18 protein-coding genes and 1 pseudogene are annotated in these 26,659 nt (G+C 56.5%); 11 read left to right on the forward strand and 8 right to left on the reverse strand.

All coding sequences use genetic code 11. The annotated features are described in order from the left end of the window. Positions 1-10 precede the first annotated feature (10 nt). Positions 11-943, forward strand: a complete 933-nt coding sequence (locus ACK13D_RS18165) for a GlxA family transcriptional regulator (protein WP_163799671.1) — start codon at positions 11-13, stop codon at positions 941-943. Here the strand turns inward: ACK13D_RS18165 and ACK13D_RS18170 are convergent. Continuing rightward, the gene (locus ACK13D_RS18170; protein ID WP_089415186.1) at positions 928-1,923 is read right to left on the reverse strand and encodes an acyltransferase; all 996 of its coding nucleotides are present in this window, start codon (positions 1,921-1,923) and stop codon (positions 928-930) included. The genes ACK13D_RS18165 and ACK13D_RS18170 overlap by 16 nt on opposite strands. A 221-nt stretch (positions 1,924-2,144) precedes the next feature. Between ACK13D_RS18170 and glyQ the strand changes: the two genes are divergently transcribed. From glyQ to ACK13D_RS18195, 5 genes are all read left to right on the forward strand, one after another. Further along, positions 2,145-3,056 carry a glycine--tRNA ligase subunit alpha gene (gene glyQ / locus ACK13D_RS18175; RefSeq protein ID WP_010258942.1) on the forward strand — a complete coding sequence of 304 codons (912 nt, stop codon included), beginning with the start codon at positions 2,145-2,147 and terminating at the stop codon, positions 3,054-3,056. 9 nt (positions 3,057-3,065) lie between these two features. Then, positions 3,066-5,135 (forward strand): glycine--tRNA ligase subunit beta, encoded by a 2,070-nt coding sequence (glyS, locus tag ACK13D_RS18180; RefSeq protein WP_207254341.1) that lies wholly within the window; start codon positions 3,066-3,068, stop codon positions 5,133-5,135. Positions 5,136-5,511: 376 nt separating this feature from the next. Further along, positions 5,512-7,242: a ShlB/FhaC/HecB family hemolysin secretion/activation protein gene (locus tag ACK13D_RS18185; RefSeq protein WP_418796972.1), complete on the forward strand. Its 1,731-nt coding sequence runs from the start codon at positions 5,512-5,514 to the stop codon at positions 7,240-7,242. Positions 7,243-7,300: 58 nt separating this feature from the next. Next, the gene (locus ACK13D_RS18190; RefSeq protein ID WP_418796973.1) at positions 7,301-17,689 is read left to right on the forward strand and encodes a hemagglutinin repeat-containing protein; all 10,389 of its coding nucleotides are present in this window, start codon (positions 7,301-7,303) and stop codon (positions 17,687-17,689) included. Between the two features lie 5 nt (positions 17,690-17,694). Next, on the forward strand, positions 17,695-17,910 hold the full coding sequence (locus tag ACK13D_RS18195; RefSeq protein WP_050482658.1) for an Imm31 family immunity protein: 216 nt from the start codon (positions 17,695-17,697) through the stop codon (positions 17,908-17,910). A gap of 94 nt (positions 17,911-18,004) precedes the next feature. Here ACK13D_RS18195 and ACK13D_RS22070 read toward each other — a convergent pair. Continuing rightward, positions 18,005-18,154: pseudogene (locus tag ACK13D_RS22070) on the reverse strand (SymE family type I addiction module toxin); the annotation flags it as partial. Positions 18,155-18,539: 385 nt separating this feature from the next. Here ACK13D_RS22070 and ACK13D_RS18200 point away from each other — a divergent pair. After that, on the forward strand, positions 18,540-19,469 hold the full coding sequence (locus ACK13D_RS18200; protein WP_418796977.1) for a VENN motif pre-toxin domain-containing protein: 930 nt from the start codon (positions 18,540-18,542) through the stop codon (positions 19,467-19,469). 21 nt (positions 19,470-19,490) lie between these two features. Beyond that, positions 19,491-19,790 carry an Imm40 family immunity protein gene (gene imm40, locus ACK13D_RS18205; RefSeq protein ID WP_033773226.1) on the forward strand — a complete coding sequence of 100 codons (300 nt, stop codon included), beginning with the start codon at positions 19,491-19,493 and terminating at the stop codon, positions 19,788-19,790. A 52-nt stretch (positions 19,791-19,842) separates the two neighbouring features. On the opposite strand, the gene ACK13D_RS18210 is transcribed toward imm40, so the two are convergent. Together ACK13D_RS18210 and ACK13D_RS18215 are read right to left on the reverse strand one after the other, a co-directional pair. Continuing rightward, positions 19,843-20,166: a hypothetical protein gene (locus tag ACK13D_RS18210; RefSeq protein WP_033773228.1), complete on the reverse strand. Its 324-nt coding sequence runs from the start codon at positions 20,164-20,166 to the stop codon at positions 19,843-19,845. Continuing rightward, on the reverse strand, positions 20,163-20,387 hold the full coding sequence (locus ACK13D_RS18215) for a SymE family type I addiction module toxin (RefSeq protein ID WP_033773229.1): 225 nt from the start codon (positions 20,385-20,387) through the stop codon (positions 20,163-20,165). Before ACK13D_RS18215 ends, ACK13D_RS18210 begins: the two co-directional genes overlap by 4 nt. Positions 20,388-21,012: 625 nt before the next feature. On the opposite strand from ACK13D_RS18215, the gene ACK13D_RS18220 reads away from it, so the two are divergent. From ACK13D_RS18220 to ACK13D_RS18230, 3 genes are all read left to right on the forward strand, one after another. Further along, entirely contained in the window at positions 21,013-22,275 is a 1,263-nt protein-coding gene (locus ACK13D_RS18220; RefSeq protein WP_159227230.1) for a glycosyltransferase family 9 protein, read from the forward strand. 591 nt (positions 22,276-22,866) lie between these two features. Next, the gene (locus ACK13D_RS18225) at positions 22,867-23,145 is read left to right on the forward strand and encodes a type II toxin-antitoxin system ParD family antitoxin (protein WP_033773230.1); all 279 of its coding nucleotides are present in this window, start codon (positions 22,867-22,869) and stop codon (positions 23,143-23,145) included. Then, positions 23,145-23,459 carry a type II toxin-antitoxin system RelE/ParE family toxin gene (locus tag ACK13D_RS18230; RefSeq protein WP_159227229.1) on the forward strand — a complete coding sequence of 105 codons (315 nt, stop codon included), beginning with the start codon at positions 23,145-23,147 and terminating at the stop codon, positions 23,457-23,459. The genes ACK13D_RS18225 and ACK13D_RS18230 overlap by 1 nt, the downstream gene beginning before the upstream one ends. 102 nt (positions 23,460-23,561) lie before the next feature. Here the strand turns inward: ACK13D_RS18230 and ACK13D_RS18235 are convergent, their stop codons facing one another. The 4 genes from ACK13D_RS18235 to fdxH are packed head-to-tail and all read right to left on the reverse strand — an operon-like array spanning position 23,562 to position 26,658. After that, entirely contained in the window at positions 23,562-24,173 is a 612-nt protein-coding gene (locus tag ACK13D_RS18235; protein WP_010257484.1) for a glutathione S-transferase, read from the reverse strand. Positions 24,174-24,194: 21 nt separating this feature from the next. After that, positions 24,195-25,118, reverse strand: a complete 924-nt coding sequence (gene fdhE, locus ACK13D_RS18240; RefSeq protein WP_010257482.1) for a formate dehydrogenase accessory protein FdhE — start codon at positions 25,116-25,118, stop codon at positions 24,195-24,197. Further along, positions 25,118-25,759: a formate dehydrogenase cytochrome b556 subunit gene (gene fdoI, locus ACK13D_RS18245; RefSeq protein WP_010257478.1), complete on the reverse strand. Its 642-nt coding sequence runs from the start codon at positions 25,757-25,759 to the stop codon at positions 25,118-25,120. Before fdoI ends, fdhE begins: the two co-directional genes overlap by 1 nt. Further along, entirely contained in the window at positions 25,759-26,658 is a 900-nt protein-coding gene (gene fdxH / locus ACK13D_RS18250) for a formate dehydrogenase subunit beta (protein ID WP_418796974.1), read from the reverse strand. The genes fdoI and fdxH overlap by 1 nt, the downstream gene beginning before the upstream one ends. Between the last annotated feature and the right edge of the window lies 1 nt (position 26,659).

Raw genomic sequence — 26,659 nt, forward strand, 5'->3', positions numbered from 1 at the left:
CCGGGCCAGCATGACACACACCGTCTGGTTTTTAACCCTGCCCGGCGTGATGGCGCTGGATCTCACCGGCCCGGCCGAGACGCTGAAGCTGGCGGGCGATCACTTTACGCTGCGCTACATCGGCCCGCAGCCGGAGGTGGTCTGTTCCACCGGCATGACCATTGGCGGCATCGAACCGTTACCTGAACAGTTGCCCGCCGGGAGTCTGCTGGTGGTGCCTGGCGTCTATGACTCGCAGGTCTGTTACGCCACGCCGCAGGCCGGAGAGGCTCGCGACTGGCTGATGCGCCAGCACGCCGCGCTGCGCGCGCAGACCTTTATGCTGGTCTGCGTCTGCTCGGGAGCGCTGCTGGCGGCGCAGGCAGGCATGCTGGATGACGTGCTCTGCACCACTCATCATGATGTGATTGCCCGTCTGAAAGCCGCGGCCCCGCGCGCACGGGTGCAGGAGAACCGGGTGTTTGTCGGGCATGAGAATATCTGGACCAGCGCAGGCATCACGGCGGGAATCGATCTGGCGCTGCATCTGATTAATCAGCTCTGCGATACGCAAACCGCGCTGGCGGTAGCGCGGGAGATGGTGGTCTGGTTTCGCCGTGCCGGTGACGATCCGCAACTTTCGCCGTGGCTGCGTTACCGCAACCACATGCATCCGGCCATTCATCGGGCGCAGGATCTGATGATTGCCCATCCTGAGCACGGCTGGACCCTGACCGAGCTGGCTGGACGCACGCATGTCAGCAGCCGCCATCTGGCGCGGCTGTTTCGCCAGCATCTGGGGATTAGCGTGCGTGAATACCATGAGCAGCTGCGGGTTGGCGTGGCACGCCAGCGTCAGCAGCAGGGTGAATCTGCCGAAAAAGCGGCGCTGGCGGCGGGGTTTTCATCGGCGCGCCAGCTACGGCGCGCCCGCCAGCGCGAAGCCGATCAGCTGACAAAGTGACGGGTATCGACGCGTTTCAGCGCCATCCCCAGCAACAGGCTGCCGCCCAGTGTCAGCCCGAACACCCAGGGCAGGTCGAGCCACGGACGCGACATATCATCGTAATGATGCGTTCGCAGGTAGTGAATGAACAGCGCATGAAAGCCGTAGATCGGCAGTGAATAGCGTGCAATCACCGTTAAACCCGGCAGCGTGCGCTGGTTCAGGCTGTTTTTAAACACGATGAGCAGGCTGATCGCGGCGATAAACACCAGCGGTCCGCAGTAGAGATACCAGGTGTCATTAAACGCCCCGTTGACGATCAGCGCCTGTTTCGTCCCTAACGTAATGCCAATCACACAGGCGATAAACAGCCCGGCAGCGAGCGGCGTCAGGCCGCGCCGGGTCGTTTCCATCGTGCCGATAGCCCGTCCCAGCAGCGCATAGAGCAGGTAGTAGATACTGTCACCGCTGACATAGAGATTAACCGGCAGAAAGTGAAACGGCCCCAGCGACTGGCTGACCGTATTGGGATTGGCGAGCACCGCCAGCACCAGCACCAGCAGCGCCACGTAGCGCGCCTGCACGCTTTTTACCTGGATCAGGGGCGACAGCAGATAGATGCCGATCAGCGCAAAGAAGAACCACAGGTGATAAAACACCGGCTTCTGCAGCATCTTCAGGATTGATCGCCCTTCGCTGATAGGGGTCAGCCAGGTGATATAGGCCAGCGATACTGCGCTGTAGAACAGCAGACAGAGCACCAGCCGGAGCATATGGCGCGGCTGGGCGCTGCGTTCGCCGAAAAACAGATAGCCGGAGATCATAAAGAACAGCGGAACACAGACGCGTGATGCTGAGTTCAGCAGATTAGCCGCATCCCAGGTGATGCCAGTCACCGCCATCGGCCCGGTGATATACCAGGTGGTGGTATGAATCACGATCACCATCAGACAGGCAACCGCGCGTAAATTATCGATCCAGTAAATCTTCTGCGGCATGGCATCCTCTTGCGCATCGCGTCCGTGCGCAAAAGGGTAGCCAAATGCGACCAGAGCAACAACTGCTGCCAGCAGGATTCGGAGCCATCTGTATGCCAGCGCCCTGAATCACCGCGAAAACGCGCCGGTAGCGCCTGGGATTTACGGCTGCACATCGCGCGGTCAAAGGGTATACTGTCGGCCTCTTTTTTTAATCTAACCGAAGCGCGTGCACACTCAACATGCAAAAGTTTGATACCAAAACCTTTCAGGGGCTGATCCTGACCTTGCAGGATTACTGGGCGCGTCAGGGCTGCACCATTGTCCAACCGCTGGACATGGAAGTGGGCGCTGGCACTTCACACCCGATGACCTGCCTGCGCGCACTCGGCCCGGAGCCGATCGCCGCCGCTTACGTGCAGCCATCACGCCGTCCTACCGATGGCCGCTACGGTGAAAACCCGAACCGCCTGCAACACTATTACCAGTTCCAGGTGATCATCAAACCCTCACCGGACAACATTCAGGAGCTCTATCTTGGCTCGCTGAAAGAGCTGGGTATGGACCCGACGGTGCATGACATTCGCTTCGTGGAAGATAACTGGGAAAACCCGACGCTGGGTGCCTGGGGACTCGGCTGGGAAGTGTGGCTCAACGGCATGGAAGTGACGCAGTTCACCTACTTCCAGCAGGTTGGCGGCATGGAGTGTAAGCCGGTGACCGGCGAGATCACCTACGGTCTGGAGCGTCTGGCGATGTACATCCAGGGCGTCGACAGCGTTTACGATCTGGTGTGGAGCGACGGTCCGCTGGGCAAAACCACCTACGGCGACGTGTTCCATCAGAACGAAGTGGAGCAATCCACCTATAACTTCGAATACGCCGACGTTGATTTCCTCTTTACCTGCTTCGAGCAGTATGAGAAAGAGGCGCAGCATCTGCTGGCGCTGGAAAAACCGCTGCCACTGCCCGCCTACGAACGCATTCTTAAAGCGGCACACAGCTTCAACCTGCTGGATGCCCGCAAAGCGATCTCGGTAACAGAGCGTCAGCGCTATATTCTGCGCATTCGTACCCTGACCAAAGCCGTGGCTGAAGCTTACTACGCCTCTCGCGAGGCAATGGGCTTCCCGATGTGCAATAACAAAAAGTAAGAGGCAGCCATGACTGAACAAACCTTCCTGGTGGAGATCGGCACCGAAGAGCTGCCACCAAAAGCCCTGCGCAGCCTGGCAGAAGCCTTTGCCGCGCAGGTCACTGCTGAACTGGATGCCGCTAACCTGAGCCACGGCGAGGTCAGCTGGTTTGCTGCGCCGCGTCGTCTGGCGCTGAAAGTCGCCACCCTGAGCGCCTCACAACCCGATCGGGAAGTAGAGAAGCGCGGACCGGCGGTCGCTGCGGCGTTTGACGCTGACGGCAACGCGACCAAAGCCGCTGAAGGCTGGGCGCGTGGCAACGGCATTACCGTCGATCAGGCTGAACGTCTCGCCACCGATAAAGGCGAATGGCTGGTTTATCGCGCTCAGGTCAAAGGCGAAGCGGCCCAGGCGCTGCTGCCCGCAATGATCGCTACCGCGCTCAGCAAGCTGCCGGTGCCAAAACTGATGCGCTGGGGCAACAGCGATGTGCAGTTCGTTCGTCCGGTTCACACCGTGACGATGCTGCTGGGCGATGAGCTGATCCCAGGCACCATTCTGGGCATTAAGTCAGATCGGGTTATTCGTGGTCACCGCTTTATGGGTGAAAGCGAAATCACGCTCGACAACGCCGATCAGTACCCTGATGTGCTGGAAAAACGCGGCCAGGTCATTGCCGACTATCAGGTCCGCAAAGCGATGATTAAAGCCGATGCTGAAGCAGCAGCACGCCGTTTAGGCGGCAACGCTGATATCAGCGACAGCCTGCTGGAAGAGGTGACATCGCTGGTGGAGTGGCCGGTGGTCCTGACCGCGACCTTTGAAGAGAAATTCCTCAAGGTACCTGCGGAAGCGCTGGTCTACACCATGAAAGGCGATCAGAAGTATTTCCCGGTGTATGACAATGACGGCAACCTGATGCCGAACTTCATTTTCGTCACCAACATCGAATCCAGCGATCCGCGCCAGATTATCTCCGGCAACGAAAAAGTGGTACGTCCACGCCTGGCCGATGCGGAGTTCTTCTTTAATACCGACCGCAAAAAGCGTCTGGAAGATCACCTGCCGCGTCTGGAGACGGTGCTGTTCCAGAAAGAGCTGGGCACGCTGCGCGATAAAACCGATCGCATTCAGGCCCTGGCGGGCTGGATTGCCGGTGAAATTGGCGCAGATGTGAATCACGCCACCCGCGCGGGCCTGCTGTCGAAGTGTGACCTGATGACCAACATGGTCTTCGAGTTCACCGACACCCAGGGCGTGATGGGCATGCACTACGCGCGTCACGACGGCGAAGCCGAAGATGTGGCGGTGGCGCTGAATGAGCAGTATCAGCCGCGCTTTGCCGGTGACGATCTGCCGTCCAGCCCTGTCGCCTGTGCACTGGCGATTGCCGATAAAATGGATACGCTGGCCGGTATTTTCGGCATTGGTCAGCATCCAAAAGGCGACAAAGATCCGTTCGCACTGCGTCGTGCGGCGCTGGGCGTGCTGCGTATCATCGTCGAGAAAAACCTGCCGCTTGACCTGCAGACTCTGACCGAAGAAGCGGTGCGCCTGTATGGCAGCAAGCTGAGCAACGCCCGCGTGGTGGATGATGTGATCGACTTTATGCTGGGTCGCTTCCGCGCCTGGTATCAGGAAGAGGGTCACAGCATCGACACGCTGCAGGCGGTTCTGGCGCGTCGTCCGACCCGTCCGGCTGACTTTGATGCACGCATGAAAGCGGTGTCGCACTTCCGTACGCTGGAAGCAGCCGCAGCACTGGCGGCGGCGAACAAGCGCGTCTCTAACATTCTGGCAAAATCGACTGAAACGCTGAATGAGAGCGTGCAGGCGTCGCTGCTGAAAGAGAATGAAGAGATCCAGCTGGCGACCTTTGTCACTGCGCTGAGCAGCAAGCTGCAGCCTTACTTCGCTGAAGGCCGCTATCAGGATGCGCTGGTCGAACTGGCACAGCTGCGTACTGCGGTAGACAACTTCTTCGATAAAGTGATGGTTAACGCCGACGATCAGGCGGTGCGGGTTAATCGCCTGACGCTGCTGTCAAAACTGCGTGAGCTGTTCCTGCAGGTCGCGGATATCTCACTGCTACAGTAATGCTATTTGTTGTGCGAAAAAGGGACGAGCAATCGTCCCTTTTTTTATGGGATTTTTTTGGCCTGATGTCTTCGACTCATACCTGAGTGTGACCGCTATAGCGGCCATTTTTTAGGGTGCAAATGAATACGCTAAAGTGCTTAAACTGCCATTGCCGGTCATCAGGAATCGGCTGTTGTGATGCGCCACTTGATAAATATTGAATATATATCAAATGGTTAATTTCTGATTTTTTCCTGGAATACCCTAAGATTTTTTCAAAATCCGGTGGTTAAGAAACCGCCCTAAAAATAGCCAGCCCTCTTGTTTTTCCCCTCACCTGATGGATAATTCGCCAGAATTTACACCCGGTTACATTTAGTGAAATGGAATTTTCATGAAAAGGATTTGTTTATCGCTCTGGCATCCGCCAGTGCGTCTGCTCACCATGGTGGCAGGCGCGCTGCTCTGCTCTGCTTTCCCGCTGATGGCAGCCCCACCAGCCGATAATCCCCGCGAAGAAGGCCAGGCAATTGATGCCCGCGAGCAACTGCGTCAGCAGACGCGCGAGCGCGTGCTGCAACAGCAGAATGCGCCGCAGGCGAATGAACATCTTCCCCGTCCTGATAGTCGTCTGCCCGGTTATCCTGCCAGTGAGCAGCCCTGCTTTACCATCAATCAGATCGCCCTGACTGGCGATGAAGCCAGCCGTTTTCAGTGGGCGCTCGACGCCGCCGCGGATGCCACCGGCCGCTGCCTGGGCGGACAGGGCATCGTGCTGGTCATTAACAAAGTGCAGAATGCAATTCTCGCCAAAGGCTATGTCACCACCCGCGTCATGGCACAGGAGCAGGATCTGACTAAAGGCGTATTAACGCTGACGTTACAGCCGGGCCGTATCAGCAGGATCCGTTTTGATGAACCGGTTTCCTGGCGTGGACGGCTGTGGAATGCGATTCCGGCGTCATCGGGCGAGATATTAAATCTGCGGGATATTGAGCAGGGGCTGGAAAACTTCAAGCGGGTGCCCAGTGCCAGTGCCGACATTAAAATCGTGCCGGGCGAGCAGGAAGCCACCAGCGATCTGCAGGTCAACTGGCGCGAAGGCAGACCGGTGCGGCTCAGTCTGGGACTGGATGACAGCGGCTCCAGAAGTACCGGGCGCTACCTCGGTTCCGCCACCCTCGCAGTGGATGCGCCCTTTGCGCAGAACGATCTGTTTTACGCCAATATTGGCAAAAATCTGTTTGAGCATGGGCCGTTCGGTAACCGCTCGCACACCCTGAATTACTTTTTCCCGATAGGCTACTGGGCCGTTTCCGCCAACTACAACGACTACACCTATCACCAGAACATCCCCAATGCCAATGAGGTGCTGCACTACAGCGGCAAGAGCGATAATTTCCAGCTCACGGTCTCCCGGTTGCTCTACCGCGATCAGTCGAACAAAACCACGCTTAATCTGCGTGGCTACCGCAAACATTCCACCAACGCGGTCAACGATATCGACATTGTGCAGCAAAAGCGGCGCACCGCGGGCTGGGAACTGGGCCTGAATCAGCATAGCTATCTGGGCAGCAGCACGCTGGACGCCAGTATCGCCTGGCGGCGCGGTACTGGTGCGTTTAATGCGCTTCCTGCACCAGAAGAGTCGCGTCATCAGGGCAGCGCGCGTACCGGCATATTGCTGGGCGACCTCGGCATCAACCATCCTTTCGCTGTGGGCGAGCAGCCCTGGCGGGTCTACAGCAGTGTGCGAGGCCAATGGAGTCCGAATGCCCTGACGCCACAGGAGCGCATGGCGATTGCCGGCCGTTATACGGTACGCGGCTTCGACGGTGAACAGATGTTGTCGGGGGAAAAAGGACTGCTATGGCGTAATGAAATCGGCTGGAATCTTTTCTCGTGCGGGCATGAGCTCTATCTGGCTGCCGATTATGGCCGGGTAAGCGGACCTGCGACTCGCGATCTTGTCGGGCATCAGCTGGCAGGCAGTGCAATAGGCGTACGCGGCGCGCTCTGGGGGCGCTTCAGCTACGACCTGTTTGCGGGCATTCCGCTCTATAAACCTGCGGGTTTTCATACCTCAGGCGCGACGGCGGGTTTCAGCGTTAACCTGGAAATCTGACCACCAAAGCGGGCGATCCCGCTATCTGAACAGAGTGACTTTCACATGGATGTGACCCATGAATAAACATTGCTATCGCATTATCTTCAGCCGCACCCATGGGGAACTCCGGGTGGTGTCAGAACTTGCCCGCAGTTGCAGCACGGAACCCGGCCAGAGCCGTGGCAACGGCGCGCCGCGTCTCTGGGTCACTTTACGCCGCGCGGCGTGGCTGCTGGGAATGGCCCTGTTTGCCGGGCCTGCAATGGCGAACGGCATTGTGGCGGATAGCAATGCTACGCCAGGACAGCGGCCGGACGTCATCGCCACCCAGAACGGGCTGCCGCAGGTTAATATCACCGCCCCCAATCAGGCGGGTATCTCGCATAACCAGTATCAGCAATTCGACGTCGCGCAGAACGGCGCCATCCTGAATAACTCCGCAGTGATGACCTCAACACAACTGGCCGGAATGATTCAGGGCAACCCGAATCTCAACCCAAAGACCCCAGCGGCGCGGGTGATCATCAACGAAGTAAACAGCAATAATCCCAGCCAGCTGCGCGGTTATATGGAAGTGGCGGGCGGACGGGCGCAGGTGATCGTTGCCAACCCGGCCGGGATTGTCTGTAACGGATGCGGCACCATCAACGCCGGACGGATGACGCTGACCACCGGCAAACCACAGCTCAACGCTGACGGCAGTCTGGCGGGTTATCAGGTCGAACGCGGCGTGGTGCGCATTGAAGGCGGCGGACTCAACGGCGATCCCCGTCATGATACTGAGTATGTTGACGTACTGGCCCGCGCGGTGGAGATCAATGCGGGCGTCTGGGCCAAAAAAGAGCTGGCGGTGGTGGCCGGTCGCAATCGCGTAAGCGCAGACGCACAGACGGTCACACCGCTGGCTGATGACGGCAGCGCCAGACCTGAACTGGCGATCGACATGGGGCAGATGGGCGGCATGTACAGCGGCCAGATCCGCATGATAGGCACTGAAGCGGGCGTCGGCGTGCGAAATCAGAACGCTCAGGTGCAGGCGGGCAAAACGCTGGTGGTGAGCAGCGAAGGTAAGCTTGTCTGGCAGTCGGCGGCGCAGGATGGCGTGACGCAGGCCGGAGGCGACATCAGTCTGGCGGCCAGAGAGGATATTGACTATCAGGGCAAACTCCACAGTGGCGGTCAGCTGACGGTCCGGAGCCGCGAAGGCGGAATCACTCAGTCCGGCACCCTGGCGGCGGCAGGTGATGTGCGGCTGACGGCGGCCCGCAGCATCCAGAGCAGCGGACACCTGCTGGCAGGCAGCGATGCCAGTAGCCAGGTTGTGCAGGAAGCTAATCTGCAACTGGAGAGCCAGGATACCATTCGGGCCAGCGGCAGCCTGCTGAGCAAAAAAGAGGTCAGCGCGCGCGGACGCCGGGTCGATCTCAGTGGCGCTCAGGTCGCCGCCAGCCGCGCAACGCTGACGGCTCAGGAGGGTGGTGTTGCCGTGCGGCAGGCGGTGATTAATGGCACGGAGCTGGTGATTAACACGGCAGGTGATATCGAGGCGCAGCAGGCGCAGATTAGCGCCGGGCGCTGGCAGGTCGATGGACGCAGCCTGTTCAGCCAGCAGGCCGGATGGTCGCAGACCGGAAGTGGCGAAAGCCGCTTCACCCTGAGTGGTGGGCTGGATAACAGCGACGGAGCGATTGAGAGCCGGCAACTCAGCTTCCGGGCCGCCTCGCTCAATAACCAGCGTGGACGCATGGTCGCACTCGACAACGCCGCCCAAAAATGGCGGATTGACGGTCTGCTCGACAATACCGCGGGTGAGCTGGGTAACAACGGCGATCTGACGCTTGAGACAGGCAGCCTGACTAACCAGGGTGGCACCGTTAAAACCCAGGCCGCGCTGGCTATTAATGCCCGCGACGCGGTTAACAACAGTCAGGGTAAGCTGCTGGCCGGTGATGCGCTGACGCTCAGCGCGGGCGGTGATCTCGATAATCACGCTGGCACCCTGAACGGCGGTCAGCTGTCGCTGACCGCGCAGCATCTGAATAATGTGCAGGGCGAGATCGTCAGCCAGCGCGATCTCGATCTGACGACACTACAGGGCCTGGATAACAGCGATGGCTGGATCGAAGCGGGTCATCATCTCTCACTCAACAGCGGCAGACTCTGGCAGAACCGCGACGGAACGGCACAGGGCGGTGAGCGGGTCACGGCGACGACAGATCAGCTCAATAACGCCAGCGGCCGGTTGCAGTCTGGCGGTGATCTGGACCTGACCAGCCGTGGCGATATCCTCAACCAGAGCGGCAAACTCACGGCGAAAAATGCCCTCGCGGTCCATGGCACCGCAGCGACGCTATTTGATAACGATGGCGGATCGCTGCAAAGTGGCGGCGATCTGCTGCTGCAGGGCGGCGCACTGAACAATCGCCAGTCAGGGCAGATTCTCAGCCAGCAGGCGCTGACGCTGAACCTGGCGGGCGACTGGGACAATCAGGGTGGCACCCTGACCGGTAATGGCCGCACGCAGGCCAGCGCCGCAAATCTGTTGAATGCTCAGGGCGCGATCAATGCGCTGGATACGCTGGATATGCAGGTTGCTGGTCGTCTGGATAACAGCAATGGCCGCATCTTCAGTCGGTTAAGCCAGACGCTCCAGGCGCAGGAGATGAGCAATACGCAGGGCTGGATGGGCAGCCAGGGAAGCTGGACTGCCACGACTGCCGGTTTCGATAACACGGCGGGCAGCGTACAAAGTCAGCAGCAGGCTGAACTCTCGGCGAACTGGCTTAGTAACGCCAGCGGCGTGTTGCAATCGGCTGCTGGCATGGCGTTACGCATTGAGCAGGATATCAACAACCTGGCCGGTAAAGTCTCTGCTCAGCAGCAGCTTACCGTTCAGGGTCAGACCGAAGGCAGCCGCACCGGTAACATTCACAATGCGGATGGCCAGTGGCTGGCTGGTGAGGGGCTGACTATTACCGCTGCGCGACTCGATAACACCCAGGGCGGTCTGCTCTACAGTCAGCGGCAGTTGAAGCTGAATCTGGCCGGGGATCTGGATAACCAGGTCGGTAAGATCCAGAGCGGCGAAGCGTTCCAGCTGGATGCGCAGACGCTGAACAACGCAGGCGGCAACATCGACAGCCAGCAACAGCTGACACTTCAGCTGTCAGGGCAGTTTGATAACAATGGCGGCGCGGTACGCAGCAATGGCGGACAGCAGATCAATGCCGCAACGATCAATAACCGTCAGGGCGTGTTCAGCAGCCGTGAAGCGATTAATCTGACCACCGGGCAGCTGGAGAATGCCAGCGGCACACTAATCAGCCAGGGCGCGGGAAGTTATCACGTCGGCACGCTCAATAATCAGCAGGGCAAAGTCCACAGCGACGCGGCGCTGACCCTTGAAGCCGCACAACTGAACAATCAGGGCGGCCAGCTTGTCGCCACCCAGGATCTTGTGCTGAACGCCACGGCGATCGATAACAGTACCCAGGGTGTGATCAGCAGTCAGGCGGGGCTCTCACTGCAGGCCGATCGCCTTATCAACCGCGACGGCAGTCTGTTACTCGGCACCACCTACAGCGACATTACTGCACGTGATATCGATAACAGCGCCGGGCGGCTGCAGAGCGCCGGAACGCTCATGCTGCGCGGTGTTGCACAGCTGGACAACCGGCAGGGAAGGGTGCTGGCGAATGGCGATCTCATTCTCAACGGTGATCTCTCACCGACTGATTCACCGCTGGTGCTGCTCAATCAGAGCGGACGGCTGGAGAGTGCTGGCGCATTAAACATCCATGCACACTCTTTCGATAATCAGGGCGGCACGCTGCTGGGCCTGCAAGCTCTGACGCTGAGCGCGCAACAGGACTACACCCGCCAGGCGAGCGAAACCATCAGCAGTAACGGCACGGTGACTGTCTCTCTGAGCGGGGCGTTTACTAACCTGGTGGACTGGCTGCTGCCGGGTAATCTGGTGCTGAATGCGGCAGGCATAACCAACCCGGCGATGCTGGTGGGCAAAACCGTTCAGCTTACTACCGTTGCGCTGCTGAACAGCGGGCGTCTTGAAGCCGACAACCTGACGCTGAATGTCGACTCGCTGGATAACCGTGCCGCCTTGATGGGTGATGAAGTCACCGTGCGTGGTCGGGTAATCGACAACCATGGACAGCCTGCGGTCATCGCGGCAACTCAAAACCTGACTCTGCAGGCCCGCGAGCGGCTGAGCAACACAGATGGCGCGCTGCTCTATAGCGGCAATCGCCTGTCATTGCACAGCGATGATCTGATCGAGAACCGGGCGAGCTTTATTGAAGCGGACGGTGATACGACGCTGGAGGCGCGGCGGCTCAATAACCTGCGCGAAGGGCTGGTGATAGAGCGTGAGGCTGAGACCAGCGACTACAAGTGGCATCGCTATAACTACTACTGGCGCTCGTTTGGTACGACGATAATGCCCGATAAAGGCAGTATGGCACCGACCACTCAGCAACTGACTTTCCAGGATGAGGCCGCGGCGCAGAGCAATCCTTACGGCACCCTGCTGGCAATTGACGCTGTGGGCAAACGCGCTCAGGTACGGGTCATGAACAATCAGGGCGTGTTGACCGATCTGTGGGTTAACTATCTGGCACTGAATCCCAGCGCCGATGGCACGTATGCCATGACGTTCTATGAAACCCGCGGATTTAAGCAGAAAAATGTGCCGACTCCTTACCAGAACACCGTATGGCGTGAACATGACCGTGGTCGTATCGAACAATGGGACCCTGAACAACATATCGATATCGATAGCGCCCTCTTTATCAGCGACTACAGCGCTTTGCGTGAGCGTAGCGTAACCGGCACCCTGACGCGTGACAGACTGGTCAATGAAGGTATCGGTGCACGTATTCTGGCGGGTGGCGACATGCTCCTGCGCATCACCGGAGCGTTACTTAATGATGCCAGCGTGATCACGGCTAACGGCAATCTGACACTGGATGGCGACGGAAGCATCGACAACCGGGGCTATTCGATCAATGAGCGACGCCAGGAAGTGATTGTCGATCATTACGACAGAAGCACGCGCCACTGGTATCCGACCTTCAATTCCAATGAGACCACAGCCCTGGCAACCGTTGACGGCATCATTACCGGCAACGGCAACGTCAGCATTAACGGGGCCAGCATCAGCAATACCACCGTTAATCAGGCGCAGATAAGCCAGCTTGAAGCGGCGCTGCAGGCAGTGGACGCTGAGCGCGCTGAGTATGAACGTAACCCACTGGCCTTTGCCGTGGACGGGGTCGCCCGCCATGACGGCGACACAGAACTTACGACGGGTGATAACACATCGGGTCGCCCACTGTTACCGGCTGAACTGGCTCTGACGGCGCTAAAACAGCTGGAGAAAGTCGCCACAACCATCCCCAATAATGGTCTGTTCAGCCAGCACACTGCTGCGGGCAGTCCGTTCCTGATTGTGACTGACGAGCGCTTTACCAGTCAGAGCAAATTTATCAGCAGCGACTATCTGCTTGAACGGGTGGGTTACGACCCGTCACAGGTGCATAAACGCCTGGGCGACGGTTTTTATGAGCAGCGTCTGGTTCGCGAGCAGGTCCTGAAACTGACCGGCAGGCCTTCCGTTAACGGCTGGGATGCGATGGCGCAGTATCAGCAGCTAATGAACAACGGCTCTAAAGTGGCGCAGGATTTCCATCTGGTGCCGGGCGTGGCGTTGACGCCGCAGCAGATTGCGGCGCTGCAACAGGATATCGTCTGGCTGGTCAGCGAAACGGTTGATACGGAAGACGGCCCTCAGACGGTGTGGGTGCCGAAAGTTTATCTGGCACAGACCACGCTGCGCCTGACTGGCGCGGGCGCGGTGATTGGCGGCGGTAATCTGCAGCTCTCGGCAGACAGCGTGACTAATGCCGGTAACCTGTTTGCGGACCAGGCGCTCTCCATCGACAGCGGGCAGTTTCAGCACCTGGGTGGCGACATCACGGCGGGCAGCATTGATGTGAAGGCGGAGACGCTGACGATCAGCACCGATCTGCAGAATGCCCTGCGTCAGGCGACGATGAGTGCTGGGGATATCAGCCTCAGCGGCACCGATATCCGGCTGCAGGGCGCGAAACTCAATGCCACCAATAACCTCAGTCTGAGCGCGCGCAACAACCTGGAGATCGGTGCCGCGAAAAGCAGTCACAGCGGCAGCCTGAACGTGATCTCCGGGGCGATGGGTAACCGCACCAGCAGCGGCATAGAAGAAGCGGGCAGGCGCATGGCGCAGGTCAGCGGCGAGTGGCAGCAGGCGCAGGGCAGCGAGCTTAACGCCGGTGGCAATCTTCTGCTCTCGGCCGGGCGTGACCTGACGCTGACCGGTAGCCAGGCCAGCGCCTCCGGCTCTGCCCGGGTTCAGGCTGGCGGCGACATTCACATCGGCGCTGAAACCACCACCAATGCCACCCATCTTGAGGCTGGCAGCCGGACTTCATCGGTCAGCAACAGCCGCACGGAAGATCGTCTTTTGCTCAGCACCCTGAGCGGCGCTCAGGGTGTGACGCTGGTGGCGGGTAATAACCTGCTGGCCGAAGGCGCGCAGGTTGACAGTGCCGAGGGCCGCATTGGCGTCAGCGCGCAGAACGTTACCATTAAGGACGCGCGTACCCGCACGCAGGACCTGGACAGCGAGAACAGGCGGCTGGGTAATACCCGCAGTCATCGTGACGAGGAGACGATTCGCGAGGGCAGCATGGGAAGCACCTTCGGCGGAGAACAGGGCGTAACGGTCATCGGGCGTGAGGGTGACGTGACGGTCACCGGCAGCACGCTGCACAGCGGACAGGGTGCTGTTGCGCTGCAGGCGAAAAAGGATGTCATCCTCAGCCACACGACAGACAGCGAGCACCGCGTCTCAGAAGAAAAAAGCCGCGGCCGGAAAACCAAAGGTGAACGCTCAGAGGAAATGCTGAGTGAGAACGTGGTGGGGAGCACGCTCAGTGGACGTGATGGCGTCACGGTGGTAGCGCAGGACGGCAGCATCACCGCCACGGCCAGCACTCTGCACAGTGAGCTGGGGGCCGTTGCACTGCAGGCGAAACAGGATGTGACCCTCAATACTGCCACCGAACGGGCGTTGGACTTTAGTGAAGAACGTTCTGAGAGAAAAGGCTTCCTGAAAAAGAGCAGCAGCCACACTATTACGCAGGACGGCAGCACGCGCGAGAACGGCAGCCTGCTGAGCGGCGAAAGCGTCACGGTCATCGCCGGACGCGACCTGACGGTGACCGGCTCGACGGTGGCCGCCGATCGGGACGTCAGTCTGCGGGCCGGGCGCGACGTGGAGATTGGCGCGGCGACCGAGACCGACAGCCACTACCAGCTGAAAGAAAAGAAAAAAAGCGGGCTGATGAGCAGCGGCGGCATCGGCTTCACCATCGGCAAGCAGTCCACGCGGCACGAAATTGATGAGAAAGGCGCCACCCAGAGCCAGAGCGTCAGCACCATCGGCAGCAGCCAGGGCAGCGTGGACATCACGGCGGGCAACCGGCTGCACGTCGGCGGCGCAGACCTGGTGGCAGGTCAGGACCTGAACCTGACGGGCGACAGCGTAACTATCGACCCGGGCTTTGATTCACGCAGCCGTAAGGAAACCTTCGAGCAGAAACAGAGCGGTCTGAGCATCGCCCTGTCAGGCACGGCAGGCAGCGCGCTCAACACGGCGGTCAGCAGCGCGCAGCAGGCCAGGAAGTCGGGTGACGGGCGGGTCAGCGCGCTGCAGAACACCCAGGCGGCGCTGAACGGGGTGCAGGCGGCGCAGGCGGCTCAGATGGACGGGCTGAATACTGCCGCCGCGGACGCGCACAATGCAGCCGGCGACCTGAAGCCCGGGCAGGACGGCTATCAGGCGGGATCGACCAACACCATCGGCGTCAGCGCCTCGTACGGCAGTCAGTCGTCGAAAAGCGAAACGCGAACTGAAAGCAGCCAGTCGCAGGGCAGTACGCTGACGGCAGGCCGGAATCTGACCGTCACGGCAACCGGTAAAAACGGCACGGCGCAGAGCGGCGACATCAGCATCTCCGGCAGCCAGCTGAAGGCGGGCGGCGACCTGAGCCTGGATGCGTCGCGGGACATCCTGCTGCAGTCGGCGCAGAACACGCAGAGCACCGATGGGAAAAACAGCAGCAAGGGCGGCAGCGTCGGCGTAGGCATCGGCGTGGGTTCAGGCGGCTACGGCATCAGCGTGTCGGCGAGCATCAACGCGGCGAAGGGCAGCGAAAAAGGCAACGGGCTGACGCACAGCGAAACCACGCTGGACGCGGGCAACCGGCTCAGCCTGACCAGCGGGCGCGACATCACGCTCACGGGCGCGCAGGCAAACGGTGAGAGCGTGAAGGTGGACGCGGGCCGCAACCTGACGCTGACCTCAGAGCAGGACAGCGACCGCTACGACAGCAAGCAGCAGAGCGCCAGCGCGGGCGGCAGCTTCACCTTCGGCTCAATGACCGGGTCGGCGAACGTGAACGTGAGCCGGGATAAGATGCACAGCACCTGGCAGAGCGTGGCCGAGCAGACCGGGATTTTTGCGGGCAAGGGCGGCTTTGACGTCACGGTGGGTGAGCATACGCAGCTGAACGGCGCGGTTATTGCGAGTACGGCAGATGCCAGCCTGAATAAGCTCGACACCGGCACGCTGGGCTTCGGCAATATTGAGAACCACGCGGAATATGAGGTGGAGCATCAGAGTGCGGGCATGAGCACGGGCGGCAGCGTGGGCGGTCAGTTCGCCGGGAACATGGCGAACGGCATGCTGGCGGGGCTGAACGACAGCGGCAGCGCGGACTCCACCACGAAGGCGGCGGTGAGTGAGGGCACCATCGTTATCCGCGATAAGGAACAGAAGACGCAGGACGTGGCGGACCTCAGCCGCGACGTGGCGAATGCCAATCCGGGGCTGGACGTCATCTTCGACAAGGAGAAGGAGCAGAACCGGCTGAAGGCGGCGCGGCTTATCGGGGAAATCGGCGCTCAGGCGGGGGATATCGCACGGACGCAGGGCCAGATAGCGGGCCTGAAGGCGCAGCAGGATCCGGCGGCTCTTCAGGCGGCGCGTGAGCAGCTGTCGGCAAGCGGTAAGCCTTATACGGAAGCCGATATATCGCAGCGGGCGTATGACAACGCGATGAAGCCGTTCGGCACGGGTTCGTCGCTGCAGCAGGGCATCAGCGCAGTGACGGCGGCAGTGCAGGGCCTGTCGGGCGGGAACGTGGCGCAGGCGATAAGCGGCGCGTCGGCACCGTACCTGGCGGAAAAGATACACGAGCTGACCACGGACGCGAACGGTAAGGTTAATGTCCAGGCGAACCTGATGGCGCACGCGGTGCTGGGTGCGGTAACCTCGTACGCGGCGGGCAATGCTGCGCTGGCCGGAGCCTCGGGCGCGATGATGGGCGAATACATCGCGCAGCAGCTGTATCCGGGGGTTAAGCGCAGTGACCTGTCTGAGGAGCAGCGGCAGACGATAAGCGCGCTGGGTACGCTGGCGGCGGGTCTTGCGGGCGGCGTTGTGGGTGACAGCACGGCGGATGTTGTTGCGGGGGCTCAGGCGGGTAAGAACGCGGTTGAGAATAATGCGCTGCACGCCGAAGGCGAGAAGCAGCGTCAGGATGCGAAGTGGTCGCTGCCGTATCTGGAAGCCGAAAAGAAACAGCAGGCTGAGAAGTTAATCAGTGACCTGAATGCGAAAGATAAGGCATTCGATGCAGCGTTAGACTCAGCCTGTAAAGGGCTTTCTTCAGCAGCCTGCCAGGGAATGCGGCAGGAACTGGCAGCGATGTCGAAGAGTTATGACCAGCAGCTCGACGGCCAGTATATCGGCACGATGGGCAGCGTTTATAAAGAAGGAAAAGGTCAGGTTGACGCGCTGATGTGGCAGTATGCCTCGGCGGATGCGAAAGCGGAGCGCGAAGCCAACGTTAACCGTATCGCTGAAAACTGGGGTGTGAGTAAGGAGACAGCAGACGGCCTCTATACCGCAATGGCTGGCGTTCATACCACAGCGGCGATTGGTGGCGCGGTTTATGGGATGAAGGGAAGTAGTTCGGCGCAGACAGGTAAGAATCCCGCTTATATAGAAGAGCCACCTTTCAATCCCTCAGGCACAGGCGGAGCTGCGCAACCGTGGTCGACTAAAGGTCGTATCAACTATGTTCAGCTACCGAATGAAGGTAAAATTCGTTATATACCGCCAGAGGGGTACTCTGCATCTCAACCTCTGCCAAGAGGCCCAAATAAAGGTTACATTGACAAGTTTGGGAATGAATGGGTTAAAGGCCCATCTCGTACAGCGGGCCAGGCATTTGAGTGGGATGTCCAGTTATCACGAACAGGTAAAGCTCAGTTAGGTTGGGCAACGCGAGATGGCTCTCACCTTAATATCTCCCTTGATGGAAAAGTTACGCATAAGTGAAAACTATGAAAATAGATTTTTATCAAGAAGTAGAAATTAAAGCGGATGCTAAAAATAGTAAGTACGCAAAATGCAAGGGAGTCGTTCTTGGAATCAGCGAGGAGGAGAATACTGTCTTTGGTTACTCTGTAGTAATTCATGGGAAAGAAAACACAGTGTACTTCGATAAAGATGATGTTTCCCCCACTGGTATTACCTTCAGTCGAGAAGACTTTTATTGATAAAAAGCCCGGCTATAATGTGCTGACTCCATAAAGTTGGACATCCAACAAGTAGGGGTTCACTTCATTAATAGCCGGTTTGTTTTATCAGCCCCTACGCAAAATGCCCGTCATCACGCTTAAACTTCGGCGCGTCACTGGTGCTGTGCATCGCACCAGGAAACTCCGTCAGCCACTGCGCCACCTTCTTCCGGTTGATGGGCACCACGCTTAAGCCCTCGACGCAGCCCCACAGTTCGCGGGTGGCGGGCCTGAAGGTGCAGAAAGATCCGGAAGCACTGGCGGCTGCGAGGGAAGAGCTGGTCAAAAAAGGGAAGCTGAACCCGACGGCAGATGAAATAGCGAAGCAGGCTTACGACACGGCGCAGAAACCGTTCGGGACCGGCGGTAAGGTGCAGCGTGCCATCAGCGCAGTGACGGCGGCAGTGCAGGGCCTGTCGGGCGGGAACGTGGCGCAGGCGATAAGCGGCGCGTCGGCACCGTACCTGGCGGAAAAGATACATGAGCTGACCACGGACGCGAACGGTAAGGTTAATATCCAGGCGAACCTGATGGCGCACGCGGTACTGGGTGCGGTAACCTCGTACGCGGCGGGTAACTCGGCGCTGGCGGGCGCCTCGGGCGCGGTGATGGGCGAGTACATCGCACAGCAGCTGTATCCGGGCGTTAAACGTGAAGACCTGTCTGAGGAGCAGCGGCAGACGATAAGTGCGCTGGGGACGCTGGCGGCGGGTCTGGCGGGCGGCGTAGTGGGTGACAGCACGGCGGATGTTGTGGCGGGCGCGCAGGCGGGTAAGAACGCGTTTGAAAACAATAATCTTGCACTGGTTGCGCGTGGTTGTGCCGCACTTTCACCGTGCCGGAATAAGGTTGCAGAGCAGCTGCTGGAAATCGGGGCGAAAGCCGGAATCACAGGGCTTGCCGGACTGGCCATTAAAGATGTAGCTGATAAAATGACCTCCGACGAACTGGAGCATCTTGTTAGCCTGCAAATGATGGGTAACGACGAGATCACCGGGAAGTATCTCAGTTCGCTTCAGGATAAATATGCTCCTTCGCATACCGGTGGCAATCAACAGGCGGGTACAGAGAGTTTAGGTAAGCTGGAAAATCCTGTGCAGGACGTGAATAAGGGAACTGCGCTAGTTACGCCAAATCAGACAGTTAAGAATAGTCCCCTTATAACTATATCTCCTGAAACCCAGCCAGGAAAAAATGATGGAATATTCATCAATCCTAAACCGACAGAGAATACTAGTACTGGTTATATATCTGAGTCATCTGATAAAAACAGTCCTATTAGTGCAAGTGATTTTTTCAAGGGCACGGCGTACACAGATAAAGTCAAACAACAAGCTTCTTCTGGGGACTTCCATTCGTTCCCAGAATCAGTAGATGGTCATGCTGATCTGGGAAAAATATCAGTAATTACAGGGGGTGATGGTGTGGATCGTCTGAAGTTAGAGATATCTGGCAGTTATCGCGGGAAGGAAGGTGTGTTCGAATATATCCGTGAACCAAGTGGTGCCATAAATCATCGCCTCTTTGTACCTAAATAATAAATGGAAATGGTTTGAAAAATGATAAATAAAATATTGGAATTGTATTCGCGTTGTGGAAAAAGCCTTTTAGATAACGGACTTAATGATGCCGTCCTACCAATGTCTGTAGCTAATCAGGCTTTGGAGTTATTTTTAGAGGCTAAATGGACGGTACTGGGAGGGGACGTTTATCAGTATGAAGATAATAAAATGAAGAATTTTTATGCTGACTGGTACTGTAATCTAACTGATTCCTCTGATAGCTGCGATTACGCTAAAGAACATTTAAGTAAATTAAAGGGGGATAACATCTATATCTCTTTCACAATAAAAAGCTGAAATAATCCCGGCCAACTGGCCGGGATTATTGCTTTAAGCCCTGAATCTCCTCTTACCGCCGCTGCAGCCGCAACACATCTGCTGCTGCGGCAATTTCGATCTGTCCCGCATCCGTGATACCAAACTCGGTCAGCCAGCTGCCGCCGATAATTACCTCGCCGTTCTCCCGCACCCAGTCCGCGCCCAGATCCTGGCACTGCTGGCTGGCTTCGCAGAGTTCTTTCCAGCCTGCTTCATCAGTCACGGTTGTCACCGACAGCGTGTTATCCCGCAGCATCAGCCGGATCGGCGCGTCGGTGGTAAATCCGAGCGCGGCTAGCTGGCCGCCTGTGATAGTCAGCTCCGGGATGGGTTCCGGGGTAAAAATGATCTTCATACATTCTCCTCCGTGACGTGCACGATGCGGATAATCAGCTGGCCCTGTTCGGCGATGATGCTGACGGGCTGGCCTTTAATAAATCCCCACTGTTCCAGCCATCGTCCTTTGATGGTGAGTCGAGGCAAGGGATTTGGTCTGCCGCCGTTGGGGCGGTAACCAACGATGCTTTTGCGTGCTTGGGGTACAGCGGCTTCTGACGTAGAATCATCTCTAGCCATAATTAACTCCAATCCAGTTAGTTGTGGTCAGCGGCTGTTGCGGGTTGGCGCTCGCTTCAGCCGCGCTAAAAAATCTCTGGTTACGTTCTTCCTTTCCTGTTTTCTCCTGTTCAAATATACACCGTCTGCTGTGTAAACTCGCTGAAAGCTAAGTAATAAACTGCGAGTCGTCTTTGAAAAACGGATTGTTTTTTCGGTCTGTCACCATTACCCCTGAAAGCGTTTACCCTGGCGCTATGTCCGTAATAAGTCTTCGGGAAGTAATATTAAAAATAGCTAATTCTATTCAATGATTGTCTTTGAGTAGATTATTTATCAGAACTCACTATTATTGACCTGGCAGTGAATAACTTATATTTAGCAACCTGAGTTGTCATATCACGGCGCATGATGCAGTAAGGTTAATGGGAACGATAATGGCTGGGTGTTTTTAGCAAAAATCCAATAAGTGATGTTAATTGAATGATGATCCTGCAGAACGATTAAATATTATTGTATAGCGTAAGCGTTTCAGGATGTTGTAGAATCACACACTTATTAAAAGGTTAATATAAATAAAAGACGATTGATTCAAGTGATTTTTTGTATCAAAAGAATGATCTGCTCAGGAAGCAGGAAGGGTGAAATGAATAAGGATGTGAGGATCACCGTATCAAAGGGACCATTCAAAAAAATACGCGAATGGAATCGAAGAAAAAACTACTATCTCAAAGAGGTGAAACTCGAGGCAAGAAAGTCTATTGCAAAGCTTCTGTGGGATAAACGGAAAAAAGTCTCCTTTGAACCTGAATCCGTGAAAACTATACTGCTTGTTCGCAATGAAGGTAAGCTGGGTGATATCATCGTTTCGATGCCACTCATCAGGTCGCTTCATCAGGATGGCTATGCAGTAGATTTGCTGGTAACTGAAGCCTGTTACGACGTAATAAAATACAGCCCTTTTATCAGGCATATTTATAAGTCACGAAATTGCAGTTATAACCGTTACCTGAAGTCTTTTTATCATACCGTTTCAAAAGCAACGATGAAGAAGCTAAATAGAAATAAGTATGATCTGATTATCGATCCTTGCTTATCCGAAACGCCGGTGCATCGGATGAAGTTATTTCGGGATATCAATGCCAGATTCGTTATTGGACTAAATAAGCAATCTGACATCAGCCATTACACAGTTTCGGTTCCCTATAAAAATGAAAAGCAGCATGTTACAGAGTTACTTTCTTTGATAAGTAAAAGCATTGGCGTTAAAGCGACAGGCAATTTCACTTACAGTCTTCATTTTCCTGATGTTGTGCTTGATGAGGTGAGGCACTTTCTTAGTCCCTGGGAAAGTAAGAAAAAAATTGTTATTAATGCTTTTGCTGGCACGCCGGAAAGGAACTTCTCACAACAGCAATTGCTGGAAATCATTAATATGATTACTAATAACAGCAGAGAGGTGAAAATCATCACTCTGGATCATCGTAATGAAATAGCGGTGCCGCTTCCTGAAAATGTTGTGAAAAATCCCTTTTATACTTTGCATCATGTGATGGCATTAATTAAAGAATCGGATATGGTGATAACGCCAGATACATCAATTGTACATATCTCTGCTGCGTGGAAAAAACCTCTTATTGCCGTTTACAAAAATACGCCTAATAATAATATGTGGGCGCCAGGCTATGAAAACGCAAGCCACATCATTGTTCATGATGATAAAACATCCGATGCTGAGAATATCCCTGAGCGTATTTTTAAAGAGGTAATCCGCAGGAATTTATTGGGCAAGCGTGAGGTGAAAATCCAGAAATCTGTATCGGTGATCGAGTTGAAAGAACCTGTTCGTACGCACGGTTATCATGCTCCCGACTGCTGTATCGCCTCCTCTGATCAGCTCTGCTGCTGACCAGCAGATAAAGCGTTCTGCCGTGCCAGACACCATTGTCCTTCTTAAGTGGGCTGGCTTAGAAAGCTCTCACGCCGCAGCGGCACCATATCTTGCAGAGCAGATACATACGCTGACTATCACGAAAGGGGCTGACGGCAAAGATGTGGTGAATACTGAAGCGAACCTGATTGTGCATGCGATGGGGTATGCAGCTGGGTAAAAATTTGCCTGAAAACAATAATCTTTAATCCCCAAAAAGCCAGGTAATAAACTGCGAGGCGTCTCTGAAAAACGGATTGTTTTTTCGGCGGGTTTTGTGTGATTTTTCTATTCCTGAATCCCTCTTCAGTTCCTTTAAACAGCCAGCTATTCAATCTTTAAGTCCAGGTTATGCACATTATAATCTGTATGGTTTTTACCCTGTCCGATAATGACAGTGCCTGAACCGCTGATAAGATGTGCTATCGCGCTGTTGAAAACCGGATACCCTCGACGACATCTGTAAGTCCCCAATTCTCAGGAGAGAGCGACTCAACAGAGTATGAAACTGACAGCTGCCAGAAAGGTGAGTATGATTAAATCCTATCAGGCAGAAGAAAGAGGTTACCCATGAGAACAACACAGCAGATGAGTATCACGCTGCCCAATGAAATGGCAGCACAGGTTAAGGCACGTGTTGCCAGCGGCGAATATGCATCGGAAAGCGAAGTGATCCGTGAAGGATTACGTGCGCTGATGGCACGGGATCATGCCGTGGAGCAATGGCTGCATGAAAAGGTAGTGCCCGCATGGGAAGCGCTTCAAAGTGGCGAAACACAAAGCCTGAGCGCTAACGACCTCAGGAACAGACTAAAAGCGGAACACAGGAAGGCAACCGGGGAGGAGTAATGGTTTACAGGGTGGTGTTCGCACCAGAGGCGCAGGAACAACTGGCAGAACTTTACCGTTATATTGCGCAAGCAGCGACACCCTATACCGCTTTAAACTTTACGGAAAACGTCATTGATTATTGTGAGTCTCTTGCACAGTTCCCACATAGAGGGAACTGTCGTGATGATCTTCTGCCAGGACTGAGAATCACCAATTACCGCAGACGGACAATAATTGCTTTCATGCTGTCTGAGAAAACAGTGAGTGTTTTAGGCATATGGTATGGCGGGCAGGATTATGAAAATGACCTGTCTGGAGACGAAATTGACTGAGTTGTCAGACCAGCAGGCCGATTATATTTTTCCTGTGCAGCGTAACAAAATGTCGCTTCCATGCCTGCCCGGGGCGCTTTGCTAGTTATTTCGCCTGACCCATCACGCCGCAGGCGGCGTCGTCCTTGCAAAGCTCTCGCGCTGAAACAGCGTTTCTGCCAGTTTCACCAGCGCGGGTCGTTCGACACACCAGTTCGGCACTACGCGACGGAAATTGAGGTAGCCGATCATGCAACCGGTGGCGATATCCGCCAGATTGAGCTGTCCGTTGTTAAGCCATTTCCCCTCTGCCGCCTTCGCTTCCAGCATGTCGAGGCTGCGCTGAATCTTTTCACGATTGCGCAGCAGCACCTCTTCCGACTGCAAATCCCCCGGACGCATCTGCTCGCGCACGATCACCAGCGCGGCATCGCTGACGCCATCCGCCAGCTTTTCCAGCTGACGGATGTTAAGCGATTCAAGCGGATCGGCAGGCAGCAGAGCAGGCTCCACGCCACGCAGTTCCAGAAACTCCGCAATGATGCTGGAATCGAACCAGATTTGCTTATCGTCAGCGACCAGCGCCGGAACTTTGCCCAGCGGATTGTAGTGCGGCACGTGGCTGTCATCGCTGTAAGGCGATGCGTTAACGAATTCAAAAGTAATGCCTTTTTCCAGCATGATAATCGAAATCTTACGCACAAACGGGCTGGTATAGCTGCCAATCAGTTTCATCGGGTTCTCCAGAGTCAGTGACTATTCGCCAGGAAACATAAAGGGATTGAGACTGCTGCGTGCGAAGCCTTCCTGCTCCATTCTGGCATCCAGTATCAGCGATGCCAGGTCATCTGCCACCGGTTCAATGGCCGGATCTTTCTCCTGATAGAGCATCTTCAGGTAAGTGCCGCAGTCGCCACAGCTCTCTGCTTTCACCGCCGCCCGTTCGCTGTCGATCGACCAGTAGTGCAGATCACGGGACTGTTCGCACTGGGTACATTTGCTGCGCACCACATGCCATTCACTTTCGCACAGATTACAGTGCAGATAGCGCGCGCCTTCATGACTGCCCATATGCACCACGCTGGCGACCGGCATACTGGCACAGACCGGACAGAACTGACGCTGATCGCCCATCTCAGCGCGTGCTTTGCCTGGGATCAGGGCCGCCATCTGCGCCCAGTAGAGCGAAAGCGCCGCCCAGATAAAGGGTGCTTTGTCGCTGCTGACCAGCGCATACTCGCCGGTAAACAGCGCGCTGGCCAGCGTCTCCAGCTCGGTGGCGGACGCCTTCTCCAGATTCTCCAGCACCGCCAGTGCCTGACCGCTCATCTCTGGCTTCAGCTCGGCAATCAGTGAATGCAGCAGTCGCTGCCAGTGGGGATCGCGCGGCAGGGTATGAATATTCAGCGGCGGCTTGCCCTCGCTGGCGCTCTGCGTCAGGCGGGCATGCAGGTCGATGTGCAGCGGATGGTCATACAGCACAATCTCCTGCGCTTCAGCGATCACCGCCGCAAAGCGCAGGTAGTCGCCGAGTGGGTTTTTCGCCGCCAGGTCACGCAGTCGCGCAGCACGACGGCTGTATAAATTTTTCAGCCGTGGAAAAAGTAACGGCGGAATCATCTCCGCCGTTGTCTTTTCGCCTTTCTCCAGCTGATCTTGCGGGATTATGCGAATACTCATCAGGGGCGTTTTTCCTGTTTTATTGGCGGATTACGCTGCTCGCGATACCAGCGAGGATGGTGCTGCCTGGCCCATTCGGCGCTGACCCAGCCTTCCACCATCGCGGTCAGTGTGCCTTTGACCCACAACGCAGCATAAATGTGCACCATAATGACGATGATCAGCGCCACCGCTGACACCGAATGCACCACCAACGCCAGACGAATCAGCGGAATGGCGAAGGCATCGGCAAAGTAAGGTCGCCAGATCACGATGCCACTGGCAAGCAGCAACACTAAGCTGATAATAGCAGCCCAGAACACACACTTCTGACCAAAGTTATATTTACCGGTATCACCCACCTCTTCATTCAGCGCAATCCGGTGAATGTTTCTGGCCCAGTAAAGGTCATCGCGATTAATCAGGTTGTGTTTCCAGTAACGCAAAAACATCAGCATAAAAGCAACGAACATCACCACACCGACAAAAGGATGCAGAATACGCGCCAGCTGTGGTGTGCCAAATATCTGCATCAGCCAGTTAAACGACGGAAAGAAAAACCCTAATCCGCTTAAGGCGGCCATGACAAAGCAAATCGCGACAATCCAGTGATTGATGCGTTCGGGTGCGCGGTAACGCACCAGATGATCGGGCTTTTTCATTATTTGCGCTCCTCAGGGTGATCGTCGTTGTCGTCGTGCTCTTCAGTGACGCGATTCGGGCCAACGCCAACATAGTGAAAAATAGAGGCGGCGAACGTAGCGGCAAAACCCACCGCCGCCAGCGGTTTCCAGATCCCCTTCCAGAAGGTCACCGTCGGGCTGATGCCCGGGTTAGCAGGCAGCCCGTGGTAGAGCTGAGGCTTATCGGCATGATGCAGCACATACATCACGTGGGTGCCGCCCACGCCTTCCGGGTTGTAGAGGCCAGCCTGCGCAAAGCCGCGCGACTTCAGCTCCGCTACACGTTCCTCCGCCAGCGTGAGCATGTCGCTTTTGCTGCCGAAATGAATGGCGCCGGTCGGACAGGTCTTCACACAGGCAGGCTCCTGGCCGACGCTGACGCGATCCACGCACAGGGTGCATTTGTAGGCGCGGTTATCCTCTTTGTTGAGCCGCGGCACGTTGAACGGGCAACCCGCAATGCAGTAGCCGCAGCCGATACACTGCTCAGACTGGAAATCGACGATGCCGTTGGCGTACTGAATAATGGCACCTGCCGACGGACAGGCTTTCAGGCAGCCGGGATCGGCGCAGTGCATGCAACCATCTTTGCGAATCAGCCAGGCCAGCTTGCCGTTCTCTTCAACTTCCGAGAAGCGCATCACCGTCCAGGATTTGGCGGTCAAATCGGTGGGGTTGTCATAGACCCCGATGTTATGACGGACTTCATCGCGGATGTCGTTCCATTCGGAGCAGGCGACCTGACAGCCTTTGCAGCCAATACAGGTGGTGACGTCAATGAGCTTCGCGACTTCACGCTGGTGATCGCGCGCCTGTGGCGGTGGGGTAAAGCCGTTGGTCGCTGAGCGACGGATAATATCTTGTGATTGATAAGCCATT

Source organism: Pantoea sp. K16 (assembly GCF_048452805.1).
Taxonomy (GTDB): Bacteria; Pseudomonadota; Gammaproteobacteria; order Enterobacterales; family Enterobacteriaceae; genus Pantoea; species Pantoea agglomerans.